Genomic DNA, 23,545 nt, shown 5'->3' on the forward strand with positions numbered 1-23,545 from the left:
GGAGGTTCTCCCTTGTCCGCGACCGTTGTCGGTCATCCCCCCAACTCCGAGCAGGCTCCCGGACGCGGCTCCGGAAGCACCCGCAGGCCCTGGGAGTTCTGGCGCTCCCCCGCGGACCAGCCCGGCTGGGCCAGACCCGCGCTGCTGCTGACGGCCGCCGTCGCCGCCGTCCTCTACGCCTGGCACATCACCACCGCGGGCTACGCGCTCTTCTACTCCGCCTCCGCGAAGAGCATGTCGGTCAGCTGGAAGGCACTCTTCTACGGCGCCTGGGACCCAGGCGCCACCGTCACGCCCGACAAGCTCGCCGGCTCGTTCGTCCCGCAGGCGCTCTTCGCGCGGCTGTTCGGCTTCCACGTATGGTCGGTGACGCTCCCTCAGTGCATCGAGGGCGTCATCTGCGTGCTGGTGATGTACCGCATGGTGCGCCGCTGGGCCGGGCCCAGGGCCGGGCTCGTGGCGGCCGCGGCGCTCACCTTCACACCCGTGGCCGCATCCATGTTCGGGCACTCGATGGAGGACGGCGGGCTGACCTTCTGCCTGGTCATGGCGGCCGACTGCTACCAGCGCGCGGTACTCGACGCGCGGCTGCGGTCACTGCTGTTCGCCGGGGCGTGGGTGGGCCTCGGGTTCCAGGCCAAGATGCTGCAGGCCTGGATGATCCTGCCGGCGCTGGCCCTCGGCTACCTGGTGGCGGCACCGGTCGGGCTGCGCAAGCGGGTCGGCCATCTGCTGCTGGCGGGCGCGGTGTGCCTGGGGGTGTCGCTCTCCTGGATCCTGCTGATGACGGTGACGCCCGCCAAGGACCGGCCGTACGTGGACGGCAGCACCAACAACAGCGCGATCACCATGGTCTTCGGCTACAACGGCCTGGAACGGTTCGGCATTCACGTGCCGGGGTCGGTGCCCAGCATCGACCTCGGCGGCGGGGGCGCACCCCACCAGGCCCCGGGCGGCGGGTTCCCGGGCAGCGCCACGGCGGGCGCTCCGGGGGGCGGCTCCACCGCTGCCGCGCCGGGCGTCGGCGCACCCGGTGCCGGTGGGCCCGCTGTCGGTGGGCCCGCTGCCGCACCTGGCGGGGGCCTCCCCTCGCTGGACGGCGGTTCAAGCTGGCTGAAACTGTTCCAGGGCCGCTTCGGCCCGCAGATCGGCTGGCTCTTCCCGTTCGCCTTCCTCGCCCTGGCGTTCGGCCTGTGGTCCCGCCGCCGCGCGGGGCGCACCGACCGGCTGCTCGGCGGCTTCGTGATGTGGGGCAGCTGGCTGCTGATCGTCGGCCTGGTGTTCAGCAAGATGAGCTCGATCCCGCACACCGCTTACATGGCCACCCTGGCCCCCGCCCTGGCGGCCCTGGTCGGCGCGGGCGGCGTGCTGATGTGGGACGCCTACCGCAAGGGCGAGCGCAGCGCCTGGCTGCTGCCCCTCGCGGTGGCCGCCGAGGCAGGCTGGGCCTGGTACCTCGGCCACTTCACCCCCGGCTTCCTGCCCTGGCTGAAGTGGCTGGTGCTGGCCGCCACCGTCCTCGGCGTCGCCGCCATGGTGTGGGGCCGGCTCAGCCGCCACTCGCCCTCCCGGCTGTTGCTGGTCGGCCTGATCACCGGCCTGGCGGGCGCCGCCGCTGCCCCGGTCGCCTGGTCGGCCTCGGTCCTCGACCCGAAGTACGCGGGTAGCTCCTTCGACGCCCTCGCCGGGCCCTCCACGGGGGGACTGGGTGCGATGCTGACCAAGATGATCACCGCGGGCGGACCGGGCGGCGCACCTGGTGGCGCACCCGGCGGCGCTCCCGGCGGCTTCCACGGCCCGGCGGGCTTCGGCGGGCCCGGCGGCGACATCAGCAGCAGCCTCTCCGCCGACCAGCGCAAGCTGTACGACTACGTCAAGGCCCGGCAGGACGGCGCGAGGTACGTCTTCGCCGTCGACAGCTGGATGTCGGGATCGCCCTACATCCTCGCCACGGGTGACACCGTGCTGCCGATGGGCGGGTTCAGCGGCTCGGTGCCCGCGCCGTCGGCGAGCCGCTTCGACTCCTTGGTGCACAGCGGCGCCGTCCGCTTCGTGCTGGTCCAGGGCGCCGGCGGGATCGGCGCCTTCTTCGGCGGAGGCGGCAGCGACACGGCGGTCGGCCAGATCGACGACTGGGTGAAGCAGCACTGCGCCACGGTCCCCGCCACCACCTTCGGGGTGACCGAGCAGAACCCGGCCGGCTTCTTCGGTGACGCCACCGGCATCGGTGGCACGCTCTACACCTGCGCGCAGCCGTCCGCCTGACTCCGCCCGGCTGCCCGGCTGTCCGCGTCAGTCATGGACGCGGACAGCAAGGCGCCCCGCACCCGAAGGTGCGGGGCGCCCGCGTGCGCCGGAGCGCGGGAGGTCAGGCCGGGCGAATGTGCTCCGCCTGCGGGCCCTTCTGGCCCTGGGTCACGTCGAAGGTGACCTTCTGGCCCTCCTGGAGCTCACGGAAGCCCTGGGCGTCGATGTTCGAGTAGTGGGCGAAGACATCGGCGCCGCCGCCGTCCTGCTCGATGAAGCCGAAGCCCTTTTCGGCGTTGAACCACTTCACGGTACCGGTAGCCATGCTGTTCTCCTTCTCAACGGACGTTGGTCAGGCCTCGCACTGCGCGAGGGCCTGGAGGTAATCGCCTAGGTCCGGAGAAGCGCTGCTGAACAGCAAAACCGCCCGCGGCATTCCACCGCGGGCGAGTACTTCGGAACCACGACTGCTTGATAACGACGTTACACCTTAAGCACCCAGCCGCCACCGATCCGGCCAAAGACACGCCGCCCCGTGGCCGGAAACACTGCCTCCGAGGCCGGAAAGAAGCAGGCACAGACCGACCCGGTGGACGACAACAGCGGGCACCAGGACCGCCGCCCTGGCTCGGTCTGCGCGCTCGGCGTCCGGTTGCCCTGGGCAGCGGGCCGCGGACGGGGCGTTCGCGGCCCGTGGCCCGGCCTGTGCTGCTCCCCCGGTCGGTCGTCGCCAGGGGCCATCCGTCGGTGCCGCGGGCTCCCCTCGCTGCGCTGCGGGGGGGAGTCCGTGTTCGGGTCTCCGGGAGCCTGGGATTGAATTCGGGCATGATTCACGAGCTCCCGATGACCGGACATCTGCTGGCCGCGTTCGCGCTGACCTACACCATCGGCTTCGAGCGCAGTCTGCGCGGAGCGGCCGCCGGCGACCGGACCTTCTCGCTGATCGGGGTGGGTGCGGCGCTGGTGGCCGTGCTGGCGCAGAACGGTGCGCCCAACGCGCTGACCGGGGTGATCACCGGTGTCGGGTTCATCGGCGGTGGCCTGACCTTCCGGGAGAGTCGGGCGTCGGGCGAGGTGGTGCGCGGCATCACCACGGCCGCCACGATCTTCGCCGCGGCGGCGATCGGCGCGGCAGCCGGGGAGGGGCTGCTGCTGTTCGCCTGTACCGGCACGCTGCTGACACTGCTGTCACTGGAGATCCGGCACATACCGGTGCTGCGGCTGCTGGACGGTCGCCGGTGGGCCCGTCCCTTCGCCGAGGACGAGGACATCGACGCCGGCTGCGCCCCTACCGAGCTCGACCCCGCCGACGAGAAGCTGCTGGACGAGGCGGCGCGCACCGAGGCCGCGCGCGCATAGGCCACACGCACCGGGTCGGCCTGCTGCGCGGTCGCCGCCGCCCGGCACCGCCGCCGTCCTCAGCCGCGAGCCGTGCCGGTTCGAAGCCTCTGCCGTCGTCGCGCACGTCCAAGGCGGCCTCCTCCTCCAGGTAGGAGAGCGTGAGCCCGACGAGGCAACCTGACGGACCGTCAGTTCGGCTCGCCCACACCGGTCAGGTGCGGCGGAGTCGCCCGCACCGGCTGCTTGCGGACGAAGGCGGAGCGCAGCGCGTGGTACGGCTCGTCCGGGTCGAAGAAGTTGTGGCGCATCAGCGCCAACTCCTCCGTCCGGTAGGCGTCGAGCGGCTTGATGGCCTCGTCGCGCTCCCGGCCGAGCTTCTTCGCGGCGATCCGCCCCTGCAGCCCCGGGCCCGCCGCGAGCAGTGCCGCGAACCGGGCGACCTCGCGCCCGAACTCCCCCGGGGCCGCCGGGATCACCCGGTCCACCAGGCCGAGCTGCTGCGCGCTCGCCGAACTCACCGGCAGCGCGCGCCGGGTGAGGCGTTCGGCGGCTGCCGCCCCGACCCGGCGCGGCAGCGTGTAGGTCCAGTACTCCGAGCCGTGCAGGCCCATCAGACGGTAGTGCGGGTTGAGCACCACCCCCTCGCGGCACCAGATCTCGTCCGCCGCAAGGGCCAGCATCGCACCGCCCGCCGCCGCGTTGCCGCCCACCGCCGAGACCACCAACCTGTCGGTCGTGATGAGCAGTTGGGAGACCAGGTCGTCCATCGCGCTGATGTTCGCCCAGGACTCCGCGGCCGGGTCGGCGGCAGCCTCGATCACGTTGAGGTGGATGCCGTTGGAGAAGAAGTCCCGGCCGCCGCCCAGCACCAGCACCGAGGTGGGGCGGGTGAGCGCGTGCCGGTAGGCCTCCAGCAACCGTCGGCACTGCTCGGTGCTCATCGCACCGCCGGGGAAGGAGAACCGCAGGAACCCGACCGGCCCGGCCTCCTGGTAATCGATATCCGTCCAACTGCCCTGCTCCTGATGCTGATCGGCGGCTGCCGGCCGCCGCGGCGCGGTGGGCAGTGAGGGCAGCGGGGGAAGCTCCGGCAGCAGTGGGAGCAGGTCGCCGAGCGCCAGGGTCGCGGGCAGTTTGAAGGTCGCCGGGCCGCCGGGCCGGCGACGCGGGCGCAGTTGGGGGATCCAGACCGCGCCGTCCACCGTCGCCCGACACAGGGCGCCCGCCCGGGTGGCCAGCAACTCGCCCGGTTTACCGAGGAGTTCACTCTCCGGGTGGCCGCCGTGCAGATACCACTCGGCGCCGAACAGCTGGTCCAGCACGCCGGGCTGCGAGTCCGCTGCCCGCAGCTTGCGCAGCACGGTCGCCGTCGGGTCGAGCGCCCAGTCGATCCGCCGCACCCGCTGGTCCAGATAGGGCCGGGTGTGGTCGGGGACGTCCCAGCCTGGGCCGTGCTGGGGGCGCGGGACGTACGTTCCCGAGGCGAAGCGCCGCACGGCGAGCAGCACCGCGCGCAGCGCCGCGTCGGCGATCTCACCGCGGTACAGGTCGCTCTTGCCCACCCGCGGCAGGTCGCACTCGGCATGCGCCCAGACATCGCCGGCGTCCATCGGCTCGTCCGCCTGGAGCACCGTCACCCCCCAGCGGTCCGCGCCCTCGTGGATCGCCCAGTCCAGCGCGGAAGGACCCCGGTCGCCGAGCGGCCCGGGGTGCACGATCAGGCAGGTGTACGCGGACCAGACGTCCCGGGGGACGGCGGCCTTGAGCATCGGGGCCACGATCAGCTCGGGCCGGTGCTGCCGCACGGCCTCGCGCAACGGCTCGTCGCCCACCATCAGATGGACGGCCGGACGGTGGCCGCGATCGCGCAGTTCGACGAAGACCCGCTGGGTGAGGCTGTTGAACGCGCTCGCGACGAGCAGGATCCGCATGATGACCTCCGAGCCCACCGGGCCCGGTTGGAGGGTGGCGGCCCGGCCAGCTGCGAGCCTCCCGCACCGCGGCGCGACCCCCGCCGCAAACCCGCCGCAACGTCACCCGACCGGCCGACGCCGCCAGGGGCCACCGCCCGGCCCGCACGGACGCGCCACGACATCGCCCGTCACGAGGCGGGCGTCGAACGCCGGGCCACCTCCAGCAGGTGCACCGCCGCCTGCGGCAGGTCGGTGCCACCGGCCCAGATCGCCCGCAGGCTCCGGGCGAGCGGGAGGTCCTCGGTGACGGCGATCTCCACCAGTCGTCCCGCCGCGAGGTCCTCGGCCACCGCGAGCTCGGACAGGACGGCGGGCGCCGCGCCCTGGGCGGCGGCGCTGCGCAGCGGAGCGGTGGAGCCGAGTTCGAGCAGCGGGACGGACGGACCGTCCCAGGGGCGCAGCGCCCGCTCCAGGGTCTCGCGGGTGCCGGAGCCGGTCTCGCGCAGCAGCAGCGGCGTCTCGGCGAGTTCGGCGCCGGTCAGCGGCTCGCTCCGGCGGGCCCACGGGTGGCCCGGGGCGGTGACGACGACCAGGCGGTCGCGGCCCACCAGCGTGGACTGGAAGTCCCGGGGGACGAAGGGGCCCTCGGTGAAGCCGAGGTCGGCCTCGGAGTGCCGCAGCGCCTCGATGACCTGGTGGCTGTTGGTCACCCGCAGGCCCACGTGGGTGGCGGGGTGCAGCTGGCGCAGGGTGACCAGCCAGCCGGGCAGCAGATACTCGGCCAGGGTGAGGCTGGCGGCGACCCGCAGGTTGCCCCGCTGCTGGGCGCGCAGCGCCGCCAGGCCCTCGGTCAGCGCCTGGGCCTGGCCCAGCACGCCGCGGGCCCAGTCGGTGACCACCAGCCCGGCGGGGGTGAGCCGGGAGCCGGCGGTCGAGCGCTCCAGCAGTTGCAGGCCGAGGCGGCGTTCCAGGGTGGTCATCCGCGAACTGGCGGTGGGCTGGCTGATCGACAGCTTCGCCGCCGCCTGGCCGATGCTTCCGCTCTCCGCGACGGCCACCAGCAGTTCGAGCGAGTAGAGGTCGAACGGCCGCCGGGCCGAGGCGGCCGAGGGGTCGCTCGGGCCGGTGGGACGCGCGGGGCCGATCGGGGAAGCTGCCATAGGAAAACCCTATGGCATAGGAAGAAACTGCTGGCTACCGGGCGTACGCGCCCCGCAGCAGGGTGACAACATGACAGTCCTCCCGCCACCGTCGCGGCCCGACAGCCGCCCGACCAGCCCCAGCCGCCCGCTCACCGCCGAGCGCCTCGCCGCCACGCCGGCCACCGGTCCCGCGACGCGCGCCGCCGCCCCAGGCGGCCCCGCACCGGCCAGCGGCCACGCACCGGCCACTTCCGCGGCGGCACGGTGGGTGCGCACGGCCGGCCCCGGGCTGGGCGCGGTGGCGGTCGCGGTCGCGGTGGCCTGGGCGGTGAACCTGGCGCTGCCGGCGATGTCGCCGCTCACCGCGGCGGTCGCGCTGGGTGTGCTGGCCGGCAACCTGCGCATGCTGCCGGCCCGCACCCGCCCCGGGCTGACCTTCGCGGGCAAGCGGCTGATGCGGGTCGCCATCGCACTGCTGGGCCTCAAGCTCGCCCTCGGCGACGTCCTCGCCCTGGGCTGGCAGACACTGGCCGTGGTGGTGGTCGTGGTGGCGGCCACCTTCTTCGGCACCCAGTGGCTCGGGCGGCGCCTGGGCCTGCCGGGCGACCAGCCGCTGCTGATCGCCACCGGGTTCTCGATCTGCGGCGCCTCCGCCGTCGCGGCGATGAACGGGGTCACCGACAGTGACGAGGAGGACGTCGTCACGGCGGTCGCCATGGTGACGCTGTGCGGCTCGCTCGCCATCGCGCTGCTCCCGATGCTGCACCACCCGCTGGGCCTGACCGACCTTCAGTTCGGCCGCTGGACCGGTGCCAGCGTCCACGACGTGGGCCAGGTGGTGGCCGTGGCCCAGACCGCCGGGCCCACCGCGCTGGCGCAGGCGGTGGTGGTCAAGCTCATGCGGGTGGCGCTGCTCGCCCCGATCGTGACGGGTGTCGCGATCGCCCGCCGCCGTGCCCGGACCGCTCCGGCCACCGCAGCAACCGCGACGGCGACGGGCGGCGCGCGGACCAAGCGGCCGCCACTGGTGCCCCTCTTCATCGTGGGCTTCCTCGCCTTCGTGCTGCTGCGCACCACGGGCGCGGTGCCGCTGCCGGTCGTCAACGCCGCCGAGCAGGTCGACGAACTCCTGATGGCCGCCGCGCTGTTCGCGCTCGGAAGCACGGTGAACATCCGCGGCCTGCTGCGCACCGGGCGGCGGGCAGTGGTGGTGGCGGGGGCGTCCTGGCTGCTCATCGCACTCATCGCGTACGCCGGGGTGCTGCTCACCACCTGAGCGCCCGCGACGGCAGCCGTCGCACGGCCGGTGAGCCTCGGTGACCCGGCTCGCCGACCGCCGACCGTTCCGTCCGGCCTGTCCTGACGGGGCGTCAGTGATCCACTCCAGCGATCCGGCGGCGGCGTCGCACCACGAAATCCAGTGGCGCGACGCCGCCGCCGGGTGCAGGGTGTTGGGTCATGCAGATCCGCGAGATCGATCCAGCCCAGCGGCCCGCGGACCTGGCCGCGATCCTGCCCGCCGCCCGCGCCGTCCTCGGTGAGCAACTGGGCGACTTCCCAGCCCTGTCGGCGAGCCAGCTGCGCCTGTCCTGCACGCCCGACTGGCAGGAGCAGATCGCGGTGTTCGCCGCCTACGACTCCCGCGAGGCGACCGTCGCCGACGGCCTGGCCATCTCGGAGTGGAGCTTCGACAGCAACCCGGACCTGCTCAGCACCACGGTGTGGGTCGCCCCGCACGCGCGCCGCCGTGGCATCGGCTCCGCGCTCTTCGAGCGGGTGCTGAAGCTGAGCACCGAGCTCAAGCGCCCTCGGGTGGTCACCAACGCCGCGGCCACCGTGCCCGTCGACGCACTGCTCACCGCCCGCGGCGGGCGCCTGGTGGAGACGGTGACCCGGTCGGTGCTGAACCTGCGCGCCGTCGACCGCCCCGCGTTCGAGCGGACCGCCGGCGCCACGCCGAAGAACTCCCGCTACCAGCTGGTGCGGTGGACCGACCGCTGCCCCGAGGAGCTGCTCGACTCGTTCTGTACCGCGATGGACACCATGTCCGACGCACCGCAGGGCGACATGGTCTACGAGCACGCCCTCAACGACCGCGCGCGGCTGCGCGGCCGTGAGGAGCTCAGCGTCCGGGCGGGCGTGCGGCGCAACGTGCTGGCCGCCGTCACACCGGGCGGCGAGATCGGCGGCTTCACCATGTTCAGCAGCGCCCCCGACGGGCCGCAGTCCCTCGACATCTGGGACACCGGCGTCCCCCGCGACCACCGCGGTCTGGGCCTCGGCCTGCGCCTCAAGGCCGCGCAGACGCTCTGGATGCTCGACGAGTTCCCCACCGCCAGAGCGGTGCAGACCTTCAACAACTCCGACAACCACCACATGCTCGCCGTCAACCGCGCCCTCGGCTACCGGGCGTCCGAGCGGTGGTCCTGGTTCGAGTTCGACAACTCCGCCCTCGCCTGAGGCCGTTGGGAAAAGGCGGGGCCGAGTCCGGGGCCGGCGGGCCGCGGTCAGGCGTGCGGCTCACCCGTCCGGCCCAGCATTGGGCCGGTGCACTCACCGTCACGGGTGAACGAGCGACACGAACGAGTGGGACCGGTTGATCCAGCGTGCGAGGCGTGGATCGTTCCCGATTCACTTGCCCCCCGTGACCAGAATCCTCATCAACCAGGTGCCGGCAAGCACGAGTTACGCGTCCAGCTGGCATCCGCAGCACTTTCCGCAGCAAGCCGTCGAACGTGACGAAACGTCACGGCTCTTAACCATGACCCCGTTGGCCACCAGGACGGCACTGACCACCCTGGCCGCGCGAGCGGCCGCCCGGGCGGCCCTCGCCGCAATCGAGTCCCAGCGGGAGGGCACCGGCTGATCGGCGCAGCAGCCCCGGCGGGACGGCCATCCCCCGGGGCTGCAGCACCGTCACAGCGTCAAGACGCCTTGACCGCGACGGGTTCGGGCCCCGCCACCGGCGGCCCGGCGGGCTTGCCGCGCAGCGGGACCTCCTTGATCAGCAGCGCGGCCACCAGAGCGACGGCGCAGAGCGCGGCGGCGAGCGCGAAGACCCGTTGGACGCCGGTGGCGACCGCGTGCAGGTAGGCGTCCCCCGCGACGGTGGACAGCCGGCCCGGCGCGCCGCCGCCGGGGTGCGCGCCCGGCGGGCCACCGACGGCCCCGGCGGTGGCGTGGCCGAACAACGCGCCGAACAGCGCCACCCCGAGCGAACCGCCGACGGTGCGGAAGAGCTGGGTGCCCGCGGAGACCACGCCCAGATCGCGCGGCTCGACGCTGTTCTGCGCGATGGTCGTGGTGATCTGCAGCAGGAAGCCGAGTCCGATGCCGGCCAACGCCAGGTAGAGGCCGGTGACGGCGCGCGGGGTGCCGGTGCCCATGGTGGCGAGCAGCCCGGTGCTCAGGGTCAGGAAGCCCGCGCCCAGGATCGGGAAGATCCGGTACCGGCCGGTGCGCGACATCACCTTGCCGGCCACATTGGAGACCAGCGCGATCGGGACCATCATCGGCAACAGCAGCAGGCCCGAGTTGGTGGCCGAGGCGCCCTGCACGCTCTGCTGGAACAGCGGCAGGTAGAGCGTGGTGCCGAACATCACCGCGCCGGCCGCGAAGACCATCACGCAGACCAGCCTGACGTTGCCGTCCGCGAAGATCCGCAGCGGCAGCACCGGCTCGACGGCCCGCCGCTGCCAGGCCACGAAGAGCACCAGGCCCAACAGACCGGCGGCGCCGAGCGACAGGATCTGCCAGGAGCCCCAGGCGTAGGTGGTGCCGGCCCAGCTCGCGGCCAGCACGATCGAGCCGATGGTGGCGGTCAGCAGGCCGATGCCGGGCCAGTCGATCCGCGCCTTGGCGCGTCCGGCGGGCAGCTTCAGCAGCAGCGCGCACCAGACGAAGGCGAGCAGGCCGAGCGGCAGGTTGAGGTAGAAAGCCCAGCGCCACCCCAGGTGACCGGTGACGAAACCGCCGAGCAGCGGCCCTCCGACGGTGCCGACCGCCATCACGGCGGCGGTCATGCCCTGGTAGCGGCCCCGCTCGCGCGGCGGCACCATCGCGCCGACCAGCGCGAACGCCGTCGCGCCGATGCCGCCGGCGCCCAGGCCCTGCACGGCCCGGAACCCGATCAGCGCGGTCATCGACCCCGCGGTACCGGCCAGCACCGAACCGAGCAGGAAGACCACGATGGCGGCGAGGAAGACCCGCTTGCGGCCGAAGAGGTCGCCGAACTTGCCCCACACGGGCGTGGAGACGGCCGTGGCCAGCGCATAGGCGGTCACCACCCAGGAGATGTGCGCGAATCCGCCGAGGTCGCCGACGATCGTCGGCATCGCGGTGCCGACGATGGCGTTGTCGAGCATCGCCAGCAGCATGGCCAGCATGATGCCGAGCATGGTGAGCCGCAGACGCCTGGGACTGGCAGCCGGTTCGGCTGCCAGGGCCGCGGCGGCGGCCGAGGGGGAAACGGGCATGGCTGATCACGCCTTTCACAAGGGTGTTCGACGGAAGTCGAGGGGCACGAGCCGGCCCCGACGGCAGTGCGGAAGGCCGGCTGCGGGCAGTGCCTCCGCACCGGCCCACCCAGAAGACCACACCGATTCCAAAAGTGCAACGAGTCAAGTTTCTGAATCGGGCAAGCGAAAGGGGTAGGCTGGAGCCATGACCGACACGACCACGGGCCGCCGCGAGCGCAAGAAGGCCGCCACCCGCCAGGCGCTGGCCGATGCGGCCCTGCGGCTCTTCCTCGAACGCGGCTACGACCAGGTGAGCGTGCGCGAGATCGCGGATGCCGCCGACGTCTCCACCACGACCCTCTTCGCGCACTTCCCCGGCAAGGAGGCGCTGGTCTTCGACCAGGACTCCGAGATCGAGGACGCGCTGGTCTCGGCCGTCCGCGACCGGGCCCCGGGCCAGTCGATCCCAGCGGCCCTGCGCGAGCGGATGCTGGAGTTCGACTCCCCCACCGAGGCGGACCCGGACCAGGCCGCCTTCCTCCACCTGGTGCGCAGCACACCGGCGTTGGAGGAGTACAGCCGCCGGATGTGGCTGCGCCACGAGCGGGCGCTGACCCACGCCATCGCCGAGGCCATCGACGCTCCCGAGGACGACCTGCTCAGCGCGGCACTGGCCCGCTTCGCCCTGCAGAGCAGGGACCTCGCGAGCGGCCACGGCGGCCGCCGGGCGAGCATCGAGCGCGCCTTCGAGCTGCTGGAACACGGCTGGCACGCCACCCACGGCGAGGACTGAACACCGGGGCCCCAGGAGGGCTCGACGCCAACTGCCGTCAGGGGCCCAGGATGCGCGAGAACGCGTACGGGCTCTGGGTGGTGCCGCTGCACGTCTCGGAGCGGGTGCCCTCGACGGCGCAGGCCTTGTCCCGGCCGATCGACCAGAAGGAGAGCAGCCGGATCCCCTGCTCCGCCGCGAAGGCGGCCAGCCGGCTCGCGTCGTCGGTGGAGAAGACCTCCTGGCCGCCACCGTTGACCCCGATCATCGGGGTGTTGCCCTCCATCGCCCAGAGCCGTTCGGCGCTCTTCTCCGGCCAGATCTGGGCGAGTTGGCTGTGCAGGCCGGCCGCGGCGGCGGTCGCGGCGGCGCCCATGTCCAGCTCGTCCCCGTAGTTCATCGTCATGATGTTGACCACGTCCACGTCGAGGTGGTGCGCCTGGGCGCTGCGCAGCAGTGCCAGCGAATCGGGCGACAGGCCCCAGGGGTTGACCGGCAGCGTGTACTGCACGGCGAGGTCGTGCCCGGCGGCGCCGTACTCCTGCCGGAGCTCGGCGAGGGCTTCGTTGCGGCGGTCGTTGGCCTGCTGGTCCTCCAGCGTGCTGCCCTCGATGTCCAGGTCGATCCGGGTCAGCGCGAAGGTGTCGACCACGCTCCGGTAGGCGGCCTTCAGCGAGTCCACCGTCGCGCAGTCGAGGGCGAGTTCACGTCCGCCGCCGCCGAAGGAGACGATCACGTCGCCACCGGCGGCCCGCAGCCGTGACACGGCCGCGAGCCAGTCCGGCAGTGCCTCGGTGGGCATGCCGTCGAGGGCGGGGTGACAGCTGCCGTCGCTGATCGCGAACCCGAGGGTGAAGTACCGCAGGCCTGCCGCCGCACCGGCCGCCGCGAGGCTGCCGGGCGGGTCCCACAGGCCCACATACGGCGCGGTGAAGTGGGCGGGGAACGCCGCGCGGGCGCCGTCCGCCTCGCCGGTGGCGGCCCGCGCCGGTGTGCCGAGCAGCAGAGTGGCGCTCAGCGCCAGCAGCGCGGACAGCGCCTTGCGACGGAAGCGACGGAGGCGACGGGACAACAGGTGCTCCCCTGCTCGGACTTGGCGTTCGGTGAAACTGCGGGGACGGTGCTACCGGACGACCTGCACGTCGGCGGCGTTCAGGAACGCCAGCCGGTGGTTGAAGCGGATCGGGTAGTAGGTGTCCTTGCCGACCACCAGCGTGCGGTCGTCAGGGGCATCGCCGTTGATGTTCTCGTCGTAGAAGTACTGCGCCGGCTGCGGCGAGCTCTCGGCCGCCGGGTACTTCTGGCCCGCCGCGATGGTCGCGCGGACCGCCACCACCGCGGGTGCCTTGATCGCCGGGTAGGGGGCGTAGGCGGCGGCCTCCGGGTAGGCGCGGCCGTAGACCGGGATCGAGGCGAGGCCGGGGCGCGGGGTCAGCAGCACCGGCCCGGTGGCATCGGCCGCGTCGGCTGAGCCGGCTGAGCCGGTCGGGGTGGCCGACGGCGCAGGGCCGACCAGGGCGGCCCAGTGGGCCAGGTCGTCGAAGACCGACGCATAGTGCGAGAGCGCGGGCGCCGCGTGCCGGTTGGTCCGAGCGCTGTGCCCGCCCGGGTTGGCGAACCAGCACTCCTTCCCGTCGTACCAGATCGCCGTCCAGTCGCCCTGCTCGTCGGCGACCGCGTAGGTCGCGCCGGTCACCGCCTTGTCGCTCCAGTCGTCGGCCCTGGTCCCGCCGTTGTTGATCAGCGGCGAGTCGGCGCTCGGCCCGGTGCGCAGGTAGACGAAGTTCTCCGGGCGGGCCGCGACGTCCGAGACCGGGGGCTCGTTGGTCGTGTCGAAGGCCGGGGCGATGGTGACCGTGTCGCCGGCCTGCGGCGGGGCGTCGGCGCCGGGCCGGAGCGGCGCGCCCAGCAGTTCGAGGTAGTGGGCCCAGTCCCAGAAGGTCCCGGGGTCCCAGTGCATGCCGGCGATGTCGGCCTGGGTGGGGCCGGGCACGTCGTCGTGGCCGATGATGTGTTCGCGGTCGAGCGGGACGCCGAACCGGGCGGCCAGGTAGCGCACCAGCTCGGCCGAGGACTGGTAGAGCTGCTCGGAGTACCAGGTCGGCCGGTCCGTCGGCAGCGCGAAGCCCTCGTGCTCGATCCCGACGCTGTGCATGTTGATGGTCTTGTTGCCGGCGTGCCAGGCGATGTCCTTGGTGTGCACCAGCTGCGTGACGTGGCCGTCCGAGGACCGCACCAGGTAGTGCGCGGTGGCCTGCTCGCGCGGGTTCTGGAAGGACGCGATCGCCCCGGCGTAGTCGCTCTCGGTGTCGTGGATGACGATGTAGCGGATCGCCTCGCCGTCCGCGGGGCGGTTGGCCGGGTTGTAGTTCCCGTACGAGGTGGGGTCCTTGGGGTCGGTCAGCGCGTACGCGGCCGGGGTGTAGTCGCAGCCGAGGTCGCTCGGGCACTCGACCTGCTCCGCCGCGTCCCGTGGGGTGGCGGCGGGCGGCCGGTCGACCGCCAGGTCCGGACGCGCGGGCAGGGCGACCCGCTGCCCCTCGGAGGTCGTCCGGGTGACCCCGGCGCGGACGGTCGTGAAGACCCGGTCGGCGAAGACGCGACCGGCCGTGCCGTCCTGCCCCGTCGGCCCCCCTTCGCCGAAGCGGGCCACCGCGGCGTACCACCGGCCCGGGTCGGCGCTGTCGGTGCTGCCGCCGCTCGCCCGCTGGTAGCGCGCCAGCAGGGCCGCGCCGCCGCGGATGTTCTGTGCGGTGTCGCCGCGCAGCTCCGCCGCCGGGCGGTGGATCAGTGCCGCGGCGGCGTCCAGGGTGTGCAGGGCCGGGGAGTCGGTGAGCGGGGGCCGGGCGGGGGCGGCGCGGCGCACCCGCGTGCGGGCGGGCCGGTGCTCGCCGCGCCCGTTCTGCTCCGTCGCCGTGTCGGCCGACGCAGCACCGTTCGCCCGCGCGGCGTTCTCGGCGGCGACGTCGACCTCGGTCAGGCCGAGCACGCCGTAGTTGCCCGTGGTGCTCGGCTGCCCCTGGTGCGACTCCCAGCGGCCCTCCTGGTAGGCCAGCGCCAGCAGCACGCTCTGGGGCACGCCGAACTCCGCGGCCGCCGCCGTGAACTGCCGGGCCAGGCCGCTCTCGGCGCCCGCCGCCCGGGCCGGGCCGGCCGGCCCGGTCACGCCGGCGGTGGCCACGGCGACCAGCAGGGCCGGCCAGCGCAGCCGGCGCGTGCTGCCGGGCGGGGCGGGACGGTGGGTGGTCGTCGAGGGCACGGTGTTCCGCGGGGCGGCGGCCGGTCGTTTGGGCATGCCACGGTTCTAGCGTGCGTGACGGGCGATCACGTGGAGTGACACTCCCGGAGGGGCGGTCCTTCACCGCTCCTCGACTGGCAGAACCTCTCAGTCGCGCTTTCTGCGCTCCCGCACCACCCGGCGCACCGCGAGCGGGATCGGGCCGGGGACGAGCGCCCGCAGCTCGGTCAGCCGGGCCCGCTCGGCCCGGCGCCGGGCGCAGCTCAGCGCCGTGTGGATCCCGCACTCCGCGGCCAGCACCACCAGGGCGGCCTGCCAGGGCTGGACCTCCTCGATCGGCCGGACGAGCGCCGCCTCCACCGCGCCGGCCAGCCGCTCGCGCGCCGCCACGTCGTGCAGGAACGGCCGCTGGGCGGGAAAGAGACCCGCGCCCCGGTCCTCGGCGAACCGCAGGAAGCCGCCCTCCCGCAGCCGCTCGTCGATCGCCCGGCCGATCGCGGTGGTGCCCGCCGGGCGTTCGATCAGCACGTCCCAGCGGGCGGTCTGCCGCTGCGTCAGCGCGCTCCCGCACAGGATGCTCTGCAGCTCCGGGGCGAGCCGCGCGGGTACCGGGCCGCGCCGGTCCGCCCGGCTGACCCGGTCCACCAGCAGGCCGCGCAGCAGCAGGTCGGTCAGCGCCGCCGCGTGCAGGGCGAAGTCCAGGTCCAGATAGCCGGCGGGCCGACCCGAATCGGAATGGAAGGCCAGCAGCCGCAGCCGGCCGGCGAGGGTGTCGGGCAGGTCCACGCGGTACTCCACTCTGCTCGGGTCGGTTCGTCTCGGCGGCCGGTCGGGCCTGCGGCCTTCGACCCCGCCCGGCGGCACCGACAGAGCGGCCCGGCCAGGCCGGTCCCCCGTCGGCGCCGCACCGAGACGGGCCCTGTAGGCGGATAACGTGCGTCGGCGGGCACAAGGTTCGGAAACGCCCGGCCGACGCGGTCCGGCCCCTCCTCGCCGGCCCCCTACTGGCGGACCCTAAGCGAAACGTTTGCGTTTCGATAAGCCTCGTGCCTACCATGAGGTGTACGAAACCGTTTCGTTCCACGAGAGGTCCGGAGCCATGGACACCGCAGCCCCGTCGTCATCCGGCCGCCGGAGCCGACTGACCCCAGAGCGCGCGGACGAACTGTTCACCGCCGTACTGGACCTGGTCAAGGAGTGCGGCTACGAGGCCGTGACGATGGACGCCGTGGCCGCGCGCACGCGCAGCAGCAAGGCCACCCTCTACCGCCAGTGGAACGGCAAGCCACAACTCGTCGCGGCCGCCCTGCGGCACCACAAGCCCGGCGACACCACCGGCATCGACACCGGCAGCCTGCGCGGCGACCTGCACGAGCTGGCCCGCCGCACCGAGGAGTGCGCGCCCGACACCGAACTGCTCGCCGCCGTCAGCCACGCGATCCTGCGCAACCCCGAACTCGGCGCGGCACTGCGCGAGTACGTCATCGAGCCCGAACGCGCCGCGCTCGCGGCCGTCCTGGACCGCGCCGAGCAGCGCGGCGAGATCCGGCCCGACGCGGCGGCCCGCGAGTTCCTGATGCACCTGCTGGTCGGCGTGCTGCCCGCCCGCAAGGTCATCGAAGACCGGTTCGTGGACGCCGAGTTCATGATCCGCTACATCGATGCCGTCGCCCTGCCCGCACTCCGGCACAGCTGACGCAGCGTCGCGCCAGCACCTCTGACGATCCGTCACCCCTGACACTCAGTCATCCCTGACGTTCCGTCACCTCTCAGTCCCACACACCTCCATCCGACCTGGAGCTGCTTCGCCATGTCCCGGACCACCGTCGGCGCGCCCGTCGACACCACGCCCGCCACCCAGGCGCCCGCACCCCGGCGCTGGTGGATCCTCGCCGTGATCGGCCTCGCCCAGCTGATGGTCGTGCTCGACGCGACCATCGTGAACATCGCCCTGCCCTCGGCCCAGCACGACCTCGGCTTCAGCGACGCCAACCGCCAGTGGATCGTCACCGCCTACTCGCTCGCCTTCGGCAGCCTGCTGCTGCTCGGCGGCCGGCTGGCCGACCTCTTCGGCCGCAAGATCGTCTTTCTGATCGGCGTGGCCGGGTTCGCCGCCTCCTCGGCGCTGGCCGGGGCCGCGGGCAACTTCGAGGTCCTGGTCATCGGGCGCGCCCTGCAGGGCCTGTTCGGCGCGCTGCTGGCGCCCGCCGCGCTCTCGCTGCTCAACACCACCTTCACCGACGCCAAGGAGCGGGCCAAGGCCTTCGGCGTGTACGGCGCGATCGCCGGCGCCGGCGGTGGTCTCGGCCTGCTGCTCGGCGGCCTGCTCACCGAGCACCTGAACTGGCGCTGGACGCTCTACGTCAACCTGCTCTTCGCGGTCATCGCCTTCGCCGGCGGCCTCGTCCTGCTGCGCCGCGGCGCCCCCGCCCACCGCCCCAAGCTCGACCTGCCGGGCACCATCCTGGTCTCGGCCGGCCTGTTCGGGCTGGTCTACGGGTTCTCCAACGCCGAGAGCCACCACTGGGGCTCGCCGCAGACCTGGGGCTTCCTGCTCGCGGGCGGCGTGCTGCTGGCCGCCTTCACCTGGTGGCAGACCCGCGCCGCACACCCGCTGCTGCCGCTGCGCGTCCTGCTCGACCGCAACCGCGGCGCCTCGTTCCTCGCCCTGGCGATCTCCGGCGCGGGCATGTTCGGCGTCTTCCTCTTCCTGACCTACTACCTGCAGGCGAGCCTGCACTACTCCCCCGTCAGCACGGGCCTGGCCTTCCTGCCGATGATCGGCGCGCTGATGGTGAGCGCACAACTGTCCACCAGCCTGCTGATCCCGCGCCTCGGCCCCAAGCCCGTGGTGCCGCTCGGCATGGGCCTGGCCGCCGCCGGCATGGCCTGGCTGACCGGGCTCGGCCTGGGCAGCAGCTACCCCGCGCACATCCTGCCGCCGCTGCTGGTCGCCGGCTTCGGCCTGGGCCTGGTGATGCCGCCGGCGATGAGCCTGGCCACCGACCGGATCTCCCCCGAGGACGCCGGGGTCGCCTCCGCCGCCGTCAACACCATGCAGCAGATCGGCGGTTCGATCGGCACGGCCCTGCTCAACACGCTGGCCGCCAGCGCCGCCACCAACTACCTGGCCGGCAAGCAGCTCTCCCCGGCCACCGCGGCCCAGGCCGCGCTGCACAGCTACGCCACCGCCTACTGGTGGTCGGCCGGCTTCTTCGCCGCCGGCCTGGTACTGACCGCGGTGCTCTACCGCCGCGGCCGCACCCAGCAGGACCCGAACGCGCCGAAGGCCGTGCACATGTAGACGTGCACAGCTAACCGTGCACAGGTAAACGTGCACAGGTGAGCGGACCGGAGGTGTGCCGGCCGGGGCGGGGATCGTGTGGGCGATCCCCGCCCCGGCCGCGCGCGTACGGCGAGTCCGCCGTGCGAGTCCGCCTAACAGGAGGGTCCGCCCGTCAGGCGCCCAGGCACTCCCGCACGGCCGCGACCAGGCGGTTGGCCCGCGCGTCGCCATGGCCGATCATCCGGTTGGCGACGTAGCCGAAGCCCACCCCGAACTCGTCGTCGCCGAAGGCGAACTGGCCGCCCATACCGTCGTTGCCGAAGCTGCGCGCGCCGAGCATGGGACGGAACCGCGGCCCGTCGAGCAGGAAGCCGGAGCCCCAGCGGACGCCCAGGTCCGGGAAGCCCGACCAGGAGGCCCCGGCCGAGAGCTCCCGCACCGCATCGGTGACGGTCTGCTCGCTCAGCAGCCGGGCCGAGCCGTCGATCCCGGTGGCCGCCGCGGCGTAGAGCCCGGCCAGACCGCTCGCCGAGGAGACCGCGCTGGCGCCCGGGAACTCGGCGCAGAGCAGCTCCGGGTCGTTGAAGCCGTGCGGCTCCTCGATGCCGGGCACGGCGAGCGCGCCGTTCATCGTCACCATCCGCATGATCAGTGACTCGGGGTCGGGCATCGACGGCCGCCCCGCCGCCTCCACCAGGCGGGCCAGCCGGGCGACCTCGTCCTGCGGCAGGCCGATCCAGGTGCGCAGGCCCAGCTCGTCACCGACGGCCTCGCGGAAGTAGGCGCCCGGGGTGAGCCCGGTGATCCGGCGGATCACCTCACCGAGCAGGAAGCCGAAGACGTGCCCGTGGTACTCGTAGTCCGCACCGGGCTCCCACAGCGGCCGCTGCTCCTCGATCGCGCGGACCACGGGCGTCCACCGGACCACCTCCTCGAAGCTCAGCACCTGGTCCAGGACCGGGAGTCCGGCCCGGTGGCCGAGCACCATCCGCGAGGTGATCGCCTCCTTACCGTGCCGCGCGAACTCCGGCCAGTAGCGGGCGATCGGGGCGTCCAGGTCCAGCCGCCCGTCCTGCGCGAGCAGGTGGGCGCAGAGGCTGACGACGCCCTTGGCGCAGGAGAAGACCGGGACCACGGTGCCCTGCTCCCAGGCCCGGCCGCTGCGCTGGTCCGCGACGCCGCCCCAGAGCTCCACCACCTTGCGTCCGTCCACGAACAGCGTGACGGCCGCGCCGAGTTCACCGAATGCGGCGAAGTTCTCGGCGAAGACATCCGCGACCGCGGCGAATCGCCGGTCGGCCCACCCGTTGTGCTCCACTGGTTCTCTGCTCTCGTTTCTCGTCGTCACCTCATCGGCACGTATGCCCTGGTCACCCTAGGTTCCCCGGCCGCCTTGACTCCACCCGATTTCCGCCGCGCGGACCACCACCCCACCGCGCCGGACCCGCTGCTAGGGTGACTGGCGTTCATCGGGGCCGCAGTCGGCGCCAAGGTGACTGCGGCGGCGCTCCATTGACATGCCGTCAGTTCGGGGGAGAACGAAATCCCGGACAAGGTACAGAAGCAGCGCAACCGGCCGGGCCGGGTCTGCCGGGTCGCACTGAGCGCGGCCGTCGCGGTGGCGGCGACAGTGTCCCTGGCCGGCTTCGCGCCCGCCTCGACGGCGGACCGCGGCGCGGTGACGCAGCCCGCCGGCGGCATCCTGACCGCGCCCACCCGCATCGCCCACACCACGGCCGGGGACATCGGCTACCGCGAGGCCGGCACCGGCAGCCCGATCCTGCTGATCGCGGGCCACAACGCGACCATGGACACCTGGTCGCCCGCCTTCGTGGACGCACTGGCCGCCCACCACCAGGTCGTCGTCTTCGACAACGCGGGGGTCGGCGCCTCCGCCCCGGTCTCCCCGCCGACCAGCATCTCGGCCATGGCCGACCGGACCGGCGCCCTGATCAACACCCTCCGGCTGCACCGGCCGACGGTGCTCGGCTGGTCGATGGGCGGCATGGTCGCCCAGGCCCTCGCCGTGCGCCACCCCGCCCAGGTGGGCCGGCTCGTGCTGGCCGCCACCCAGGCCGGCACCGGGGCGTCCCTGCCCGTTCCCCCGGCGGCCGCGGCCGCGGCGGACAGCCCCGACCCGGCCGTGGTGCTCTCCGTGCTCTTCCCGCCGGACCAGCTCGCCGCGGCCCGGTCCTACGGCGCGAGCCTCCTGCAGTACCCGAACCGCTACGGGGTCCCCGCCGCCACCAGGGCCGACCAGGACACGGCCATGGCCCAGTGGATGGCCGGTCAGGACCCGGCGGGCCGCGACCCGCGGCGGATCCACGTGCCCACGCTGATCGCCGACGGCACCCTGGACGCCCTCGACCCGACCGCCAACGACCACCTGTTGCAGGACAGTCTGCGCGACGCCAGGCTGCGCCTGTTCCCGGACGCGGGCCACGCCTTCCTCTTCCAGGACGCGACCGCCTTCGTCCCCGCCATCGAGGCGTTCACCCATCACGACCGCTAGAGCGCGTCCGCGCACCCTCGAAGCCGCCTGACACCCGCCGCTGCCTGCGCAAACACCGGAAGCCCATCGGCGTGCGCCGCCATCGGGTCGCGTCAGCTGAAATGAATGATGATCGCAGATTCATTTATGGTCGTTGACGCACCTCCTGGCGGCTGCCATCCTGGCCGAGTGGGTGAGCCCGGTTGACGAGTACTGACCACTCGCCATCTCCCGATGCCAAGAGCCGAATTGATCCGGCGCTGCCTCCCCCCGCGAACAGTGAAGGAGCCCCCATGCGTATTCGGATCCCCTCGTCCCGACGGCCGGACCCGCTGAAGGCAGCGCGGAGACGGAGCCCGGCCGTGTCCGCGATCCTCCGGAACCTGGCGGCCGACTCCGGTGACGGCGAGGACGCACCGGCGGAAGGGAGCGCCGACCGCTGGGCGGACGACGCCGACGACGCCGACGACGCGAGCGTCATCCTCAGCTGAACAGCCCGAACCCCCTGGACACTTCGGAAGGTGAGGCAGCCGAGAATGCGGCAGGTCAACGCCATGCCGGATGACGCGCCGACGGCATGTCCACCGGGAGGACCCGGTGTGCCGGGAACCGTCGCCAGACCCGGCGCCGACGAGGTTCCCCGGCAGCTCGCCGGGTACGCGGAAGGAGCGCTGGACGCGCTCAGTGCCGAGGAGCTCGACGTCGCGCAAGCCGCGGTCGTGCTGGGGGACCCGTTCGAGCCGCTGCTGACCGCGGCCGTGGCCGCGCGTGACGCCTCATCCGTTCTCGCCGTCCTGGACGTGCTCGCGGAGCGCGGTGTCGTGCGGGCCGAGGACGGCGGCCCGCTGTTCCGGTTCGGTGATCCGCGGCTGCGCGCCCTGCTCGATGCCCGGATCCGGCCGGGTTGGCGGATCGGTGCGCATACCCGCGCCGCCAGGGCGCTGGGCGAGGCCGGGGCGAGCCCGGTGGACAGGGCACCGCATGTGGTCCGGTCCGCCGCGTTCGGTGATGTCGTCGCGGCGCGGGTCCTCGCGGATGCGGCGGACCTGGTACTCGAATCGGCACCGGCGCGGGCACTGGACTGGCTGCGTGCGGCGCGTCGGATCGTGCCCGGCGATGCGGACGGTGCGCTGCGCGGCAGGCTCGCCCTCGCCCTGTGCCTGGCGGCCGAGCGGACCGGACAGCACGCGACCTGCCGCGAGGTGCTGCCGGAACTGGCCGGGGCGGCGGATCGGGTGGTGGTCGCGGAACTGCGCGCCCGGCTGGCGGTCGATCGCGGCCGCCACCGGGAGGCCCGCGTGCTGCTCGAAGGGGAGTTGCACGCCGTCCCGGCATCGACCGGTTCCCGGGGCGTCGCTGCCCTGCGGCTCCAGTTGGCCGCGCTGGCGGCGTTTCGGGGCAAGCTGCGAGAGGTGCGCGCGTGGCTGGCCCAGGGCGTGACGGAGCAGCCGGAGTTGGCCCTCGACGCGGCGGCCGTGCTGGCGCTCGGGGGTGCGGTGGCGGGAGATGAGGCGGCGTTCCGGGAGGGGGCCGCTCCCGCGCAGGCGCTGCTGGCCGCGCTGGGCGATACCGCGTTGAGCGGACGACTCCATGCCGCGCTGCGGCTCGGCTGGGCTGCCGCCACGATGAACCGCTATGAGGATGCCCGGAGCCTGTTCGCGCGGGGTTGCCGGGTGGCGGCTCGCACCGGGCGGGTGGGGATGCTGCCGCGGCTGCTGCTCGGCCGGGGGTATGCGGAGCTCGCGCTGGGCGGCATCGACCGGGCCTCGCGGTCGGCGGCGGCTGCCGAGGCGGTGGCGCGCGAGTTGGGCCGGGCCGATCTGGCGGGTTTCGCGCTGGTGTTGCGGGCGGTGGCGGTCGCCTGGCACCACGGGCCCGATGCGGCCAGGCTCTTGGCGGAGCGCGTGCCGCGGGGAGCCGGGACGCACCCCGCACTGCGCGCGGCGGCGGACGCGGTGCTGGGCCCCGCGGTGTCATCCGGGCACGCCTCGCCGGTCCGGCAGCAGCGCGCCCGGCGTCCGGCCGGGTGGTCGCTGTGGTGGGCGGCGGCCCCTGGGGCGGTGGACGGCGTGGGGCGCGCGGTGGAGGAGGTGGATGCGGCCGGCCCGTCGGGACGGGCGGCGATCGCCCTGTGCGGCCGGGCGCAGGACGCCTCCGGCGTCGAGGCGGTGGCGCTGCTGCGCGGGGCGGTCGTACGGTTCGCCGACTGCGGCATGGCGCTGCACGAGTGCCGGGCCCGGCTGCTCCTGGCCGGCCGGCTCGCCGAGTCGGGGCGGCTGGCGGATTCGCTCGCCCAGGCGGAGCTGGCGAAGGCGCTGGCGGAGCGGGTCGGCTCCGACTGGCTTCGCGGGCTGGCGATCAACCAGCAGCGGTCGATCGGGGCGCGCCGACCTCGGCCGGGTGCCGGCGACGCGACGGTTGCGGTGCTGTCCGAGCGGGAGCGCGAGATCGTGCGCATGGTGCGGCTCGGACTGCCGAACCGTGAGATCGCCTCGGGGTTGTTCGTCTCGGCGAAGACCGTGGAGGCGCATCTGACCCGGATCTTCCGCAAGACCGGCGTGCGGTCACGGACGGCGCTGGCCGCCGTGGCCCTCTCCGAGGCCGGTGCGCCCCGGGTGTCGCCTTCGCACCCCGCTCCGGGCCCGGGCTGAAGAACGC

At 73.6% G+C, this 23,545-nt stretch carries 18 protein-coding genes; 10 read left to right on the plus strand and 8 right to left on the minus strand.

What is annotated here, in order from left to right:
- The first annotated feature begins 12 nt into the window (after nucleotides 1-12).
- Nucleotides 13-2,265 (plus strand): ArnT family glycosyltransferase, encoded by a 2,253-nt coding sequence (locus tag ACFZB9_RS25370; RefSeq protein ID WP_391450739.1) that lies wholly within the window; start codon nucleotides 13-15, stop codon nucleotides 2,263-2,265.
- Nucleotides 2,266-2,368: 103 nt separating this feature from the next.
- Here ACFZB9_RS25370 and ACFZB9_RS25375 read toward each other — a convergent pair whose 3' ends face one another.
- On the minus strand, nucleotides 2,369-2,572 hold the full coding sequence (locus ACFZB9_RS25375; RefSeq protein WP_184941582.1) for a cold-shock protein: 204 nt from the start codon (nucleotides 2,570-2,572) through the stop codon (nucleotides 2,369-2,371).
- Between the two features lie 500 nt (nucleotides 2,573-3,072).
- On the opposite strand from ACFZB9_RS25375, the gene ACFZB9_RS25380 reads away from it, so the two are divergent.
- Nucleotides 3,073-3,606: an MgtC/SapB family protein gene (locus ACFZB9_RS25380; RefSeq protein WP_391450741.1), complete on the plus strand. Its 534-nt coding sequence runs from the start codon at nucleotides 3,073-3,075 to the stop codon at nucleotides 3,604-3,606.
- A gap of 170 nt (nucleotides 3,607-3,776) precedes the next feature.
- On the opposite strand, the gene ACFZB9_RS25385 is transcribed toward ACFZB9_RS25380, so the two are convergent.
- Nucleotides 3,777-5,519, minus strand: coding sequence for an enoyl-CoA hydratase-related protein (locus tag ACFZB9_RS25385; RefSeq protein WP_391450743.1), 1,743 nt, complete (start codon nucleotides 5,517-5,519; stop codon nucleotides 3,777-3,779).
- A 170-nt stretch (nucleotides 5,520-5,689) separates the two neighbouring features.
- A complete protein-coding gene (locus ACFZB9_RS25390) occupies nucleotides 5,690-6,661 on the minus strand; it encodes a LysR substrate-binding domain-containing protein (RefSeq protein ID WP_391450745.1) in 972 nt (323 codons plus the stop codon).
- 70 nt (nucleotides 6,662-6,731) lie between these two features.
- Between ACFZB9_RS25390 and ACFZB9_RS25395 the strand changes: the two genes are divergently transcribed.
- Both ACFZB9_RS25395 and ACFZB9_RS25400 read left to right on the plus strand, forming a co-directional pair.
- On the plus strand, nucleotides 6,732-7,919 hold the full coding sequence (locus ACFZB9_RS25395; RefSeq protein WP_391450746.1) for a YeiH family protein: 1,188 nt from the start codon (nucleotides 6,732-6,734) through the stop codon (nucleotides 7,917-7,919).
- A 182-nt stretch (nucleotides 7,920-8,101) separates the two neighbouring features.
- Nucleotides 8,102-9,103 (plus strand): hypothetical protein, encoded by a 1,002-nt coding sequence (locus ACFZB9_RS25400; protein ID WP_391450748.1) that lies wholly within the window; start codon nucleotides 8,102-8,104, stop codon nucleotides 9,101-9,103.
- Between the two features lie 464 nt (nucleotides 9,104-9,567).
- Here the strand turns inward: ACFZB9_RS25400 and ACFZB9_RS25405 are convergent, their stop codons facing one another.
- On the minus strand, nucleotides 9,568-11,118 hold the full coding sequence (locus ACFZB9_RS25405) for an MDR family MFS transporter (protein WP_391450749.1): 1,551 nt from the start codon (nucleotides 11,116-11,118) through the stop codon (nucleotides 9,568-9,570).
- Between the two features lie 187 nt (nucleotides 11,119-11,305).
- Here ACFZB9_RS25405 and ACFZB9_RS25410 point away from each other — a divergent pair, with 187 nt between their 5' ends.
- Entirely contained in the window at nucleotides 11,306-11,893 is a 588-nt protein-coding gene (locus ACFZB9_RS25410) for a TetR/AcrR family transcriptional regulator (protein ID WP_391450751.1), read from the plus strand.
- A gap of 37 nt (nucleotides 11,894-11,930) precedes the next feature.
- Here ACFZB9_RS25410 and ACFZB9_RS25415 read toward each other — a convergent pair whose 3' ends face one another.
- The 3 genes from ACFZB9_RS25415 to ACFZB9_RS25425 form a co-directional block, all read right to left on the minus strand.
- Nucleotides 11,931-12,944, minus strand: a complete 1,014-nt coding sequence (locus tag ACFZB9_RS25415; protein ID WP_391450752.1) for a chitinase — start codon at nucleotides 12,942-12,944, stop codon at nucleotides 11,931-11,933.
- Nucleotides 12,945-12,995: 51 nt separating this feature from the next.
- Nucleotides 12,996-15,167 (minus strand): N-acetylmuramoyl-L-alanine amidase, encoded by a 2,172-nt coding sequence (locus ACFZB9_RS25420; protein WP_391450753.1) that lies wholly within the window; start codon nucleotides 15,165-15,167, stop codon nucleotides 12,996-12,998.
- 90 nt (nucleotides 15,168-15,257) lie between these two features.
- Nucleotides 15,258-15,896, minus strand: a complete 639-nt coding sequence (locus ACFZB9_RS25425; protein WP_391450754.1) for a GPP34 family phosphoprotein — start codon at nucleotides 15,894-15,896, stop codon at nucleotides 15,258-15,260.
- A gap of 313 nt (nucleotides 15,897-16,209) precedes the next feature.
- Between ACFZB9_RS25425 and ACFZB9_RS25430 the strand changes: the two genes are divergently transcribed.
- Both ACFZB9_RS25430 and ACFZB9_RS25435 read left to right on the plus strand, forming a co-directional pair.
- The gene (locus ACFZB9_RS25430) at nucleotides 16,210-16,806 is read left to right on the plus strand and encodes a TetR/AcrR family transcriptional regulator (RefSeq protein WP_391450755.1); all 597 of its coding nucleotides are present in this window, start codon (nucleotides 16,210-16,212) and stop codon (nucleotides 16,804-16,806) included.
- A gap of 114 nt (nucleotides 16,807-16,920) precedes the next feature.
- A complete protein-coding gene (locus ACFZB9_RS25435; RefSeq protein WP_391450756.1) occupies nucleotides 16,921-18,414 on the plus strand; it encodes a DHA2 family efflux MFS transporter permease subunit in 1,494 nt (497 codons plus the stop codon).
- 154 nt (nucleotides 18,415-18,568) lie between these two features.
- Here ACFZB9_RS25435 and ACFZB9_RS25440 read toward each other — a convergent pair whose 3' ends face one another.
- Nucleotides 18,569-19,714 (minus strand): serine hydrolase domain-containing protein, encoded by a 1,146-nt coding sequence (locus ACFZB9_RS25440; RefSeq protein ID WP_391450758.1) that lies wholly within the window; start codon nucleotides 19,712-19,714, stop codon nucleotides 18,569-18,571.
- Nucleotides 19,715-20,014: 300 nt separating this feature from the next.
- On the opposite strand from ACFZB9_RS25440, the gene ACFZB9_RS25445 reads away from it, so the two are divergent.
- From ACFZB9_RS25445 to ACFZB9_RS25455, 3 genes are all read left to right on the plus strand, one after another.
- Nucleotides 20,015-20,908, plus strand: coding sequence for an alpha/beta fold hydrolase (locus ACFZB9_RS25445; protein WP_391450759.1), 894 nt, complete (start codon nucleotides 20,015-20,017; stop codon nucleotides 20,906-20,908).
- Nucleotides 20,909-21,249: 341 nt separating this feature from the next.
- On the plus strand, nucleotides 21,250-21,378 hold the full coding sequence (locus ACFZB9_RS25450) for a hypothetical protein (RefSeq protein ID WP_391450760.1): 129 nt from the start codon (nucleotides 21,250-21,252) through the stop codon (nucleotides 21,376-21,378).
- Nucleotides 21,379-21,486: 108 nt separating this feature from the next.
- Entirely contained in the window at nucleotides 21,487-23,538 is a 2,052-nt protein-coding gene (locus tag ACFZB9_RS25455; protein WP_391450761.1) for a LuxR C-terminal-related transcriptional regulator, read from the plus strand.
- Nucleotides 23,539-23,545 lie beyond the last annotated feature (7 nt).

The sequence above is a fragment of the Kitasatospora sp. NPDC008050 genome, from assembly GCF_042957465.1.
In the GTDB taxonomy this organism is placed as follows: domain Bacteria; phylum Actinomycetota; class Actinomycetes; order Streptomycetales; family Streptomycetaceae; genus Kitasatospora.

Bases quoted from the DNA above. Each gene is read 5' to 3' on its own strand.
- ACFZB9_RS25435 (WP_391450756.1), top strand. From the start codon at position 16,921: ATGTCCCGGACCACCGTCGGCGCGCCCGTCGACACCACGCCCGCCACC.
- ACFZB9_RS25380 (WP_391450741.1), top strand. From the start codon at position 3,073: ATGATTCACGAGCTCCCGATGACCGGACATCTGCTGGCCGCGTTCGCG.
- ACFZB9_RS25405 (WP_391450749.1), bottom strand. From the start codon at position 11,118: ATGCCCGTTTCCCCCTCGGCCGCCGCCGCGGCCCTGGCAGCCGAACCG.
- ACFZB9_RS25430 (WP_391450755.1), top strand. From the start codon at position 16,210: ATGGACACCGCAGCCCCGTCGTCATCCGGCCGCCGGAGCCGACTGACC.
- ACFZB9_RS25385 (WP_391450743.1), bottom strand. From the start codon at position 5,519: ATGCGGATCCTGCTCGTCGCGAGCGCGTTCAACAGCCTCACCCAGCGG.
- ACFZB9_RS25390 (WP_391450745.1), bottom strand. From the start codon at position 6,661: ATGGCAGCTTCCCCGATCGGCCCCGCGCGTCCCACCGGCCCGAGCGAC.
- ACFZB9_RS25395 (WP_391450746.1), top strand. From the start codon at position 6,732: ATGACAGTCCTCCCGCCACCGTCGCGGCCCGACAGCCGCCCGACCAGC.
- ACFZB9_RS25410 (WP_391450751.1), top strand. From the start codon at position 11,306: ATGACCGACACGACCACGGGCCGCCGCGAGCGCAAGAAGGCCGCCACC.
- ACFZB9_RS25400 (WP_391450748.1), top strand. From the start codon at position 8,102: ATGCAGATCCGCGAGATCGATCCAGCCCAGCGGCCCGCGGACCTGGCC.
- ACFZB9_RS25420 (WP_391450753.1), bottom strand. From the start codon at position 15,167: ATGCCCAAACGACCGGCCGCCGCCCCGCGGAACACCGTGCCCTCGACG.
- ACFZB9_RS25375 (WP_184941582.1), bottom strand. From the start codon at position 2,572: ATGGCTACCGGTACCGTGAAGTGGTTCAACGCCGAAAAGGGCTTCGGC.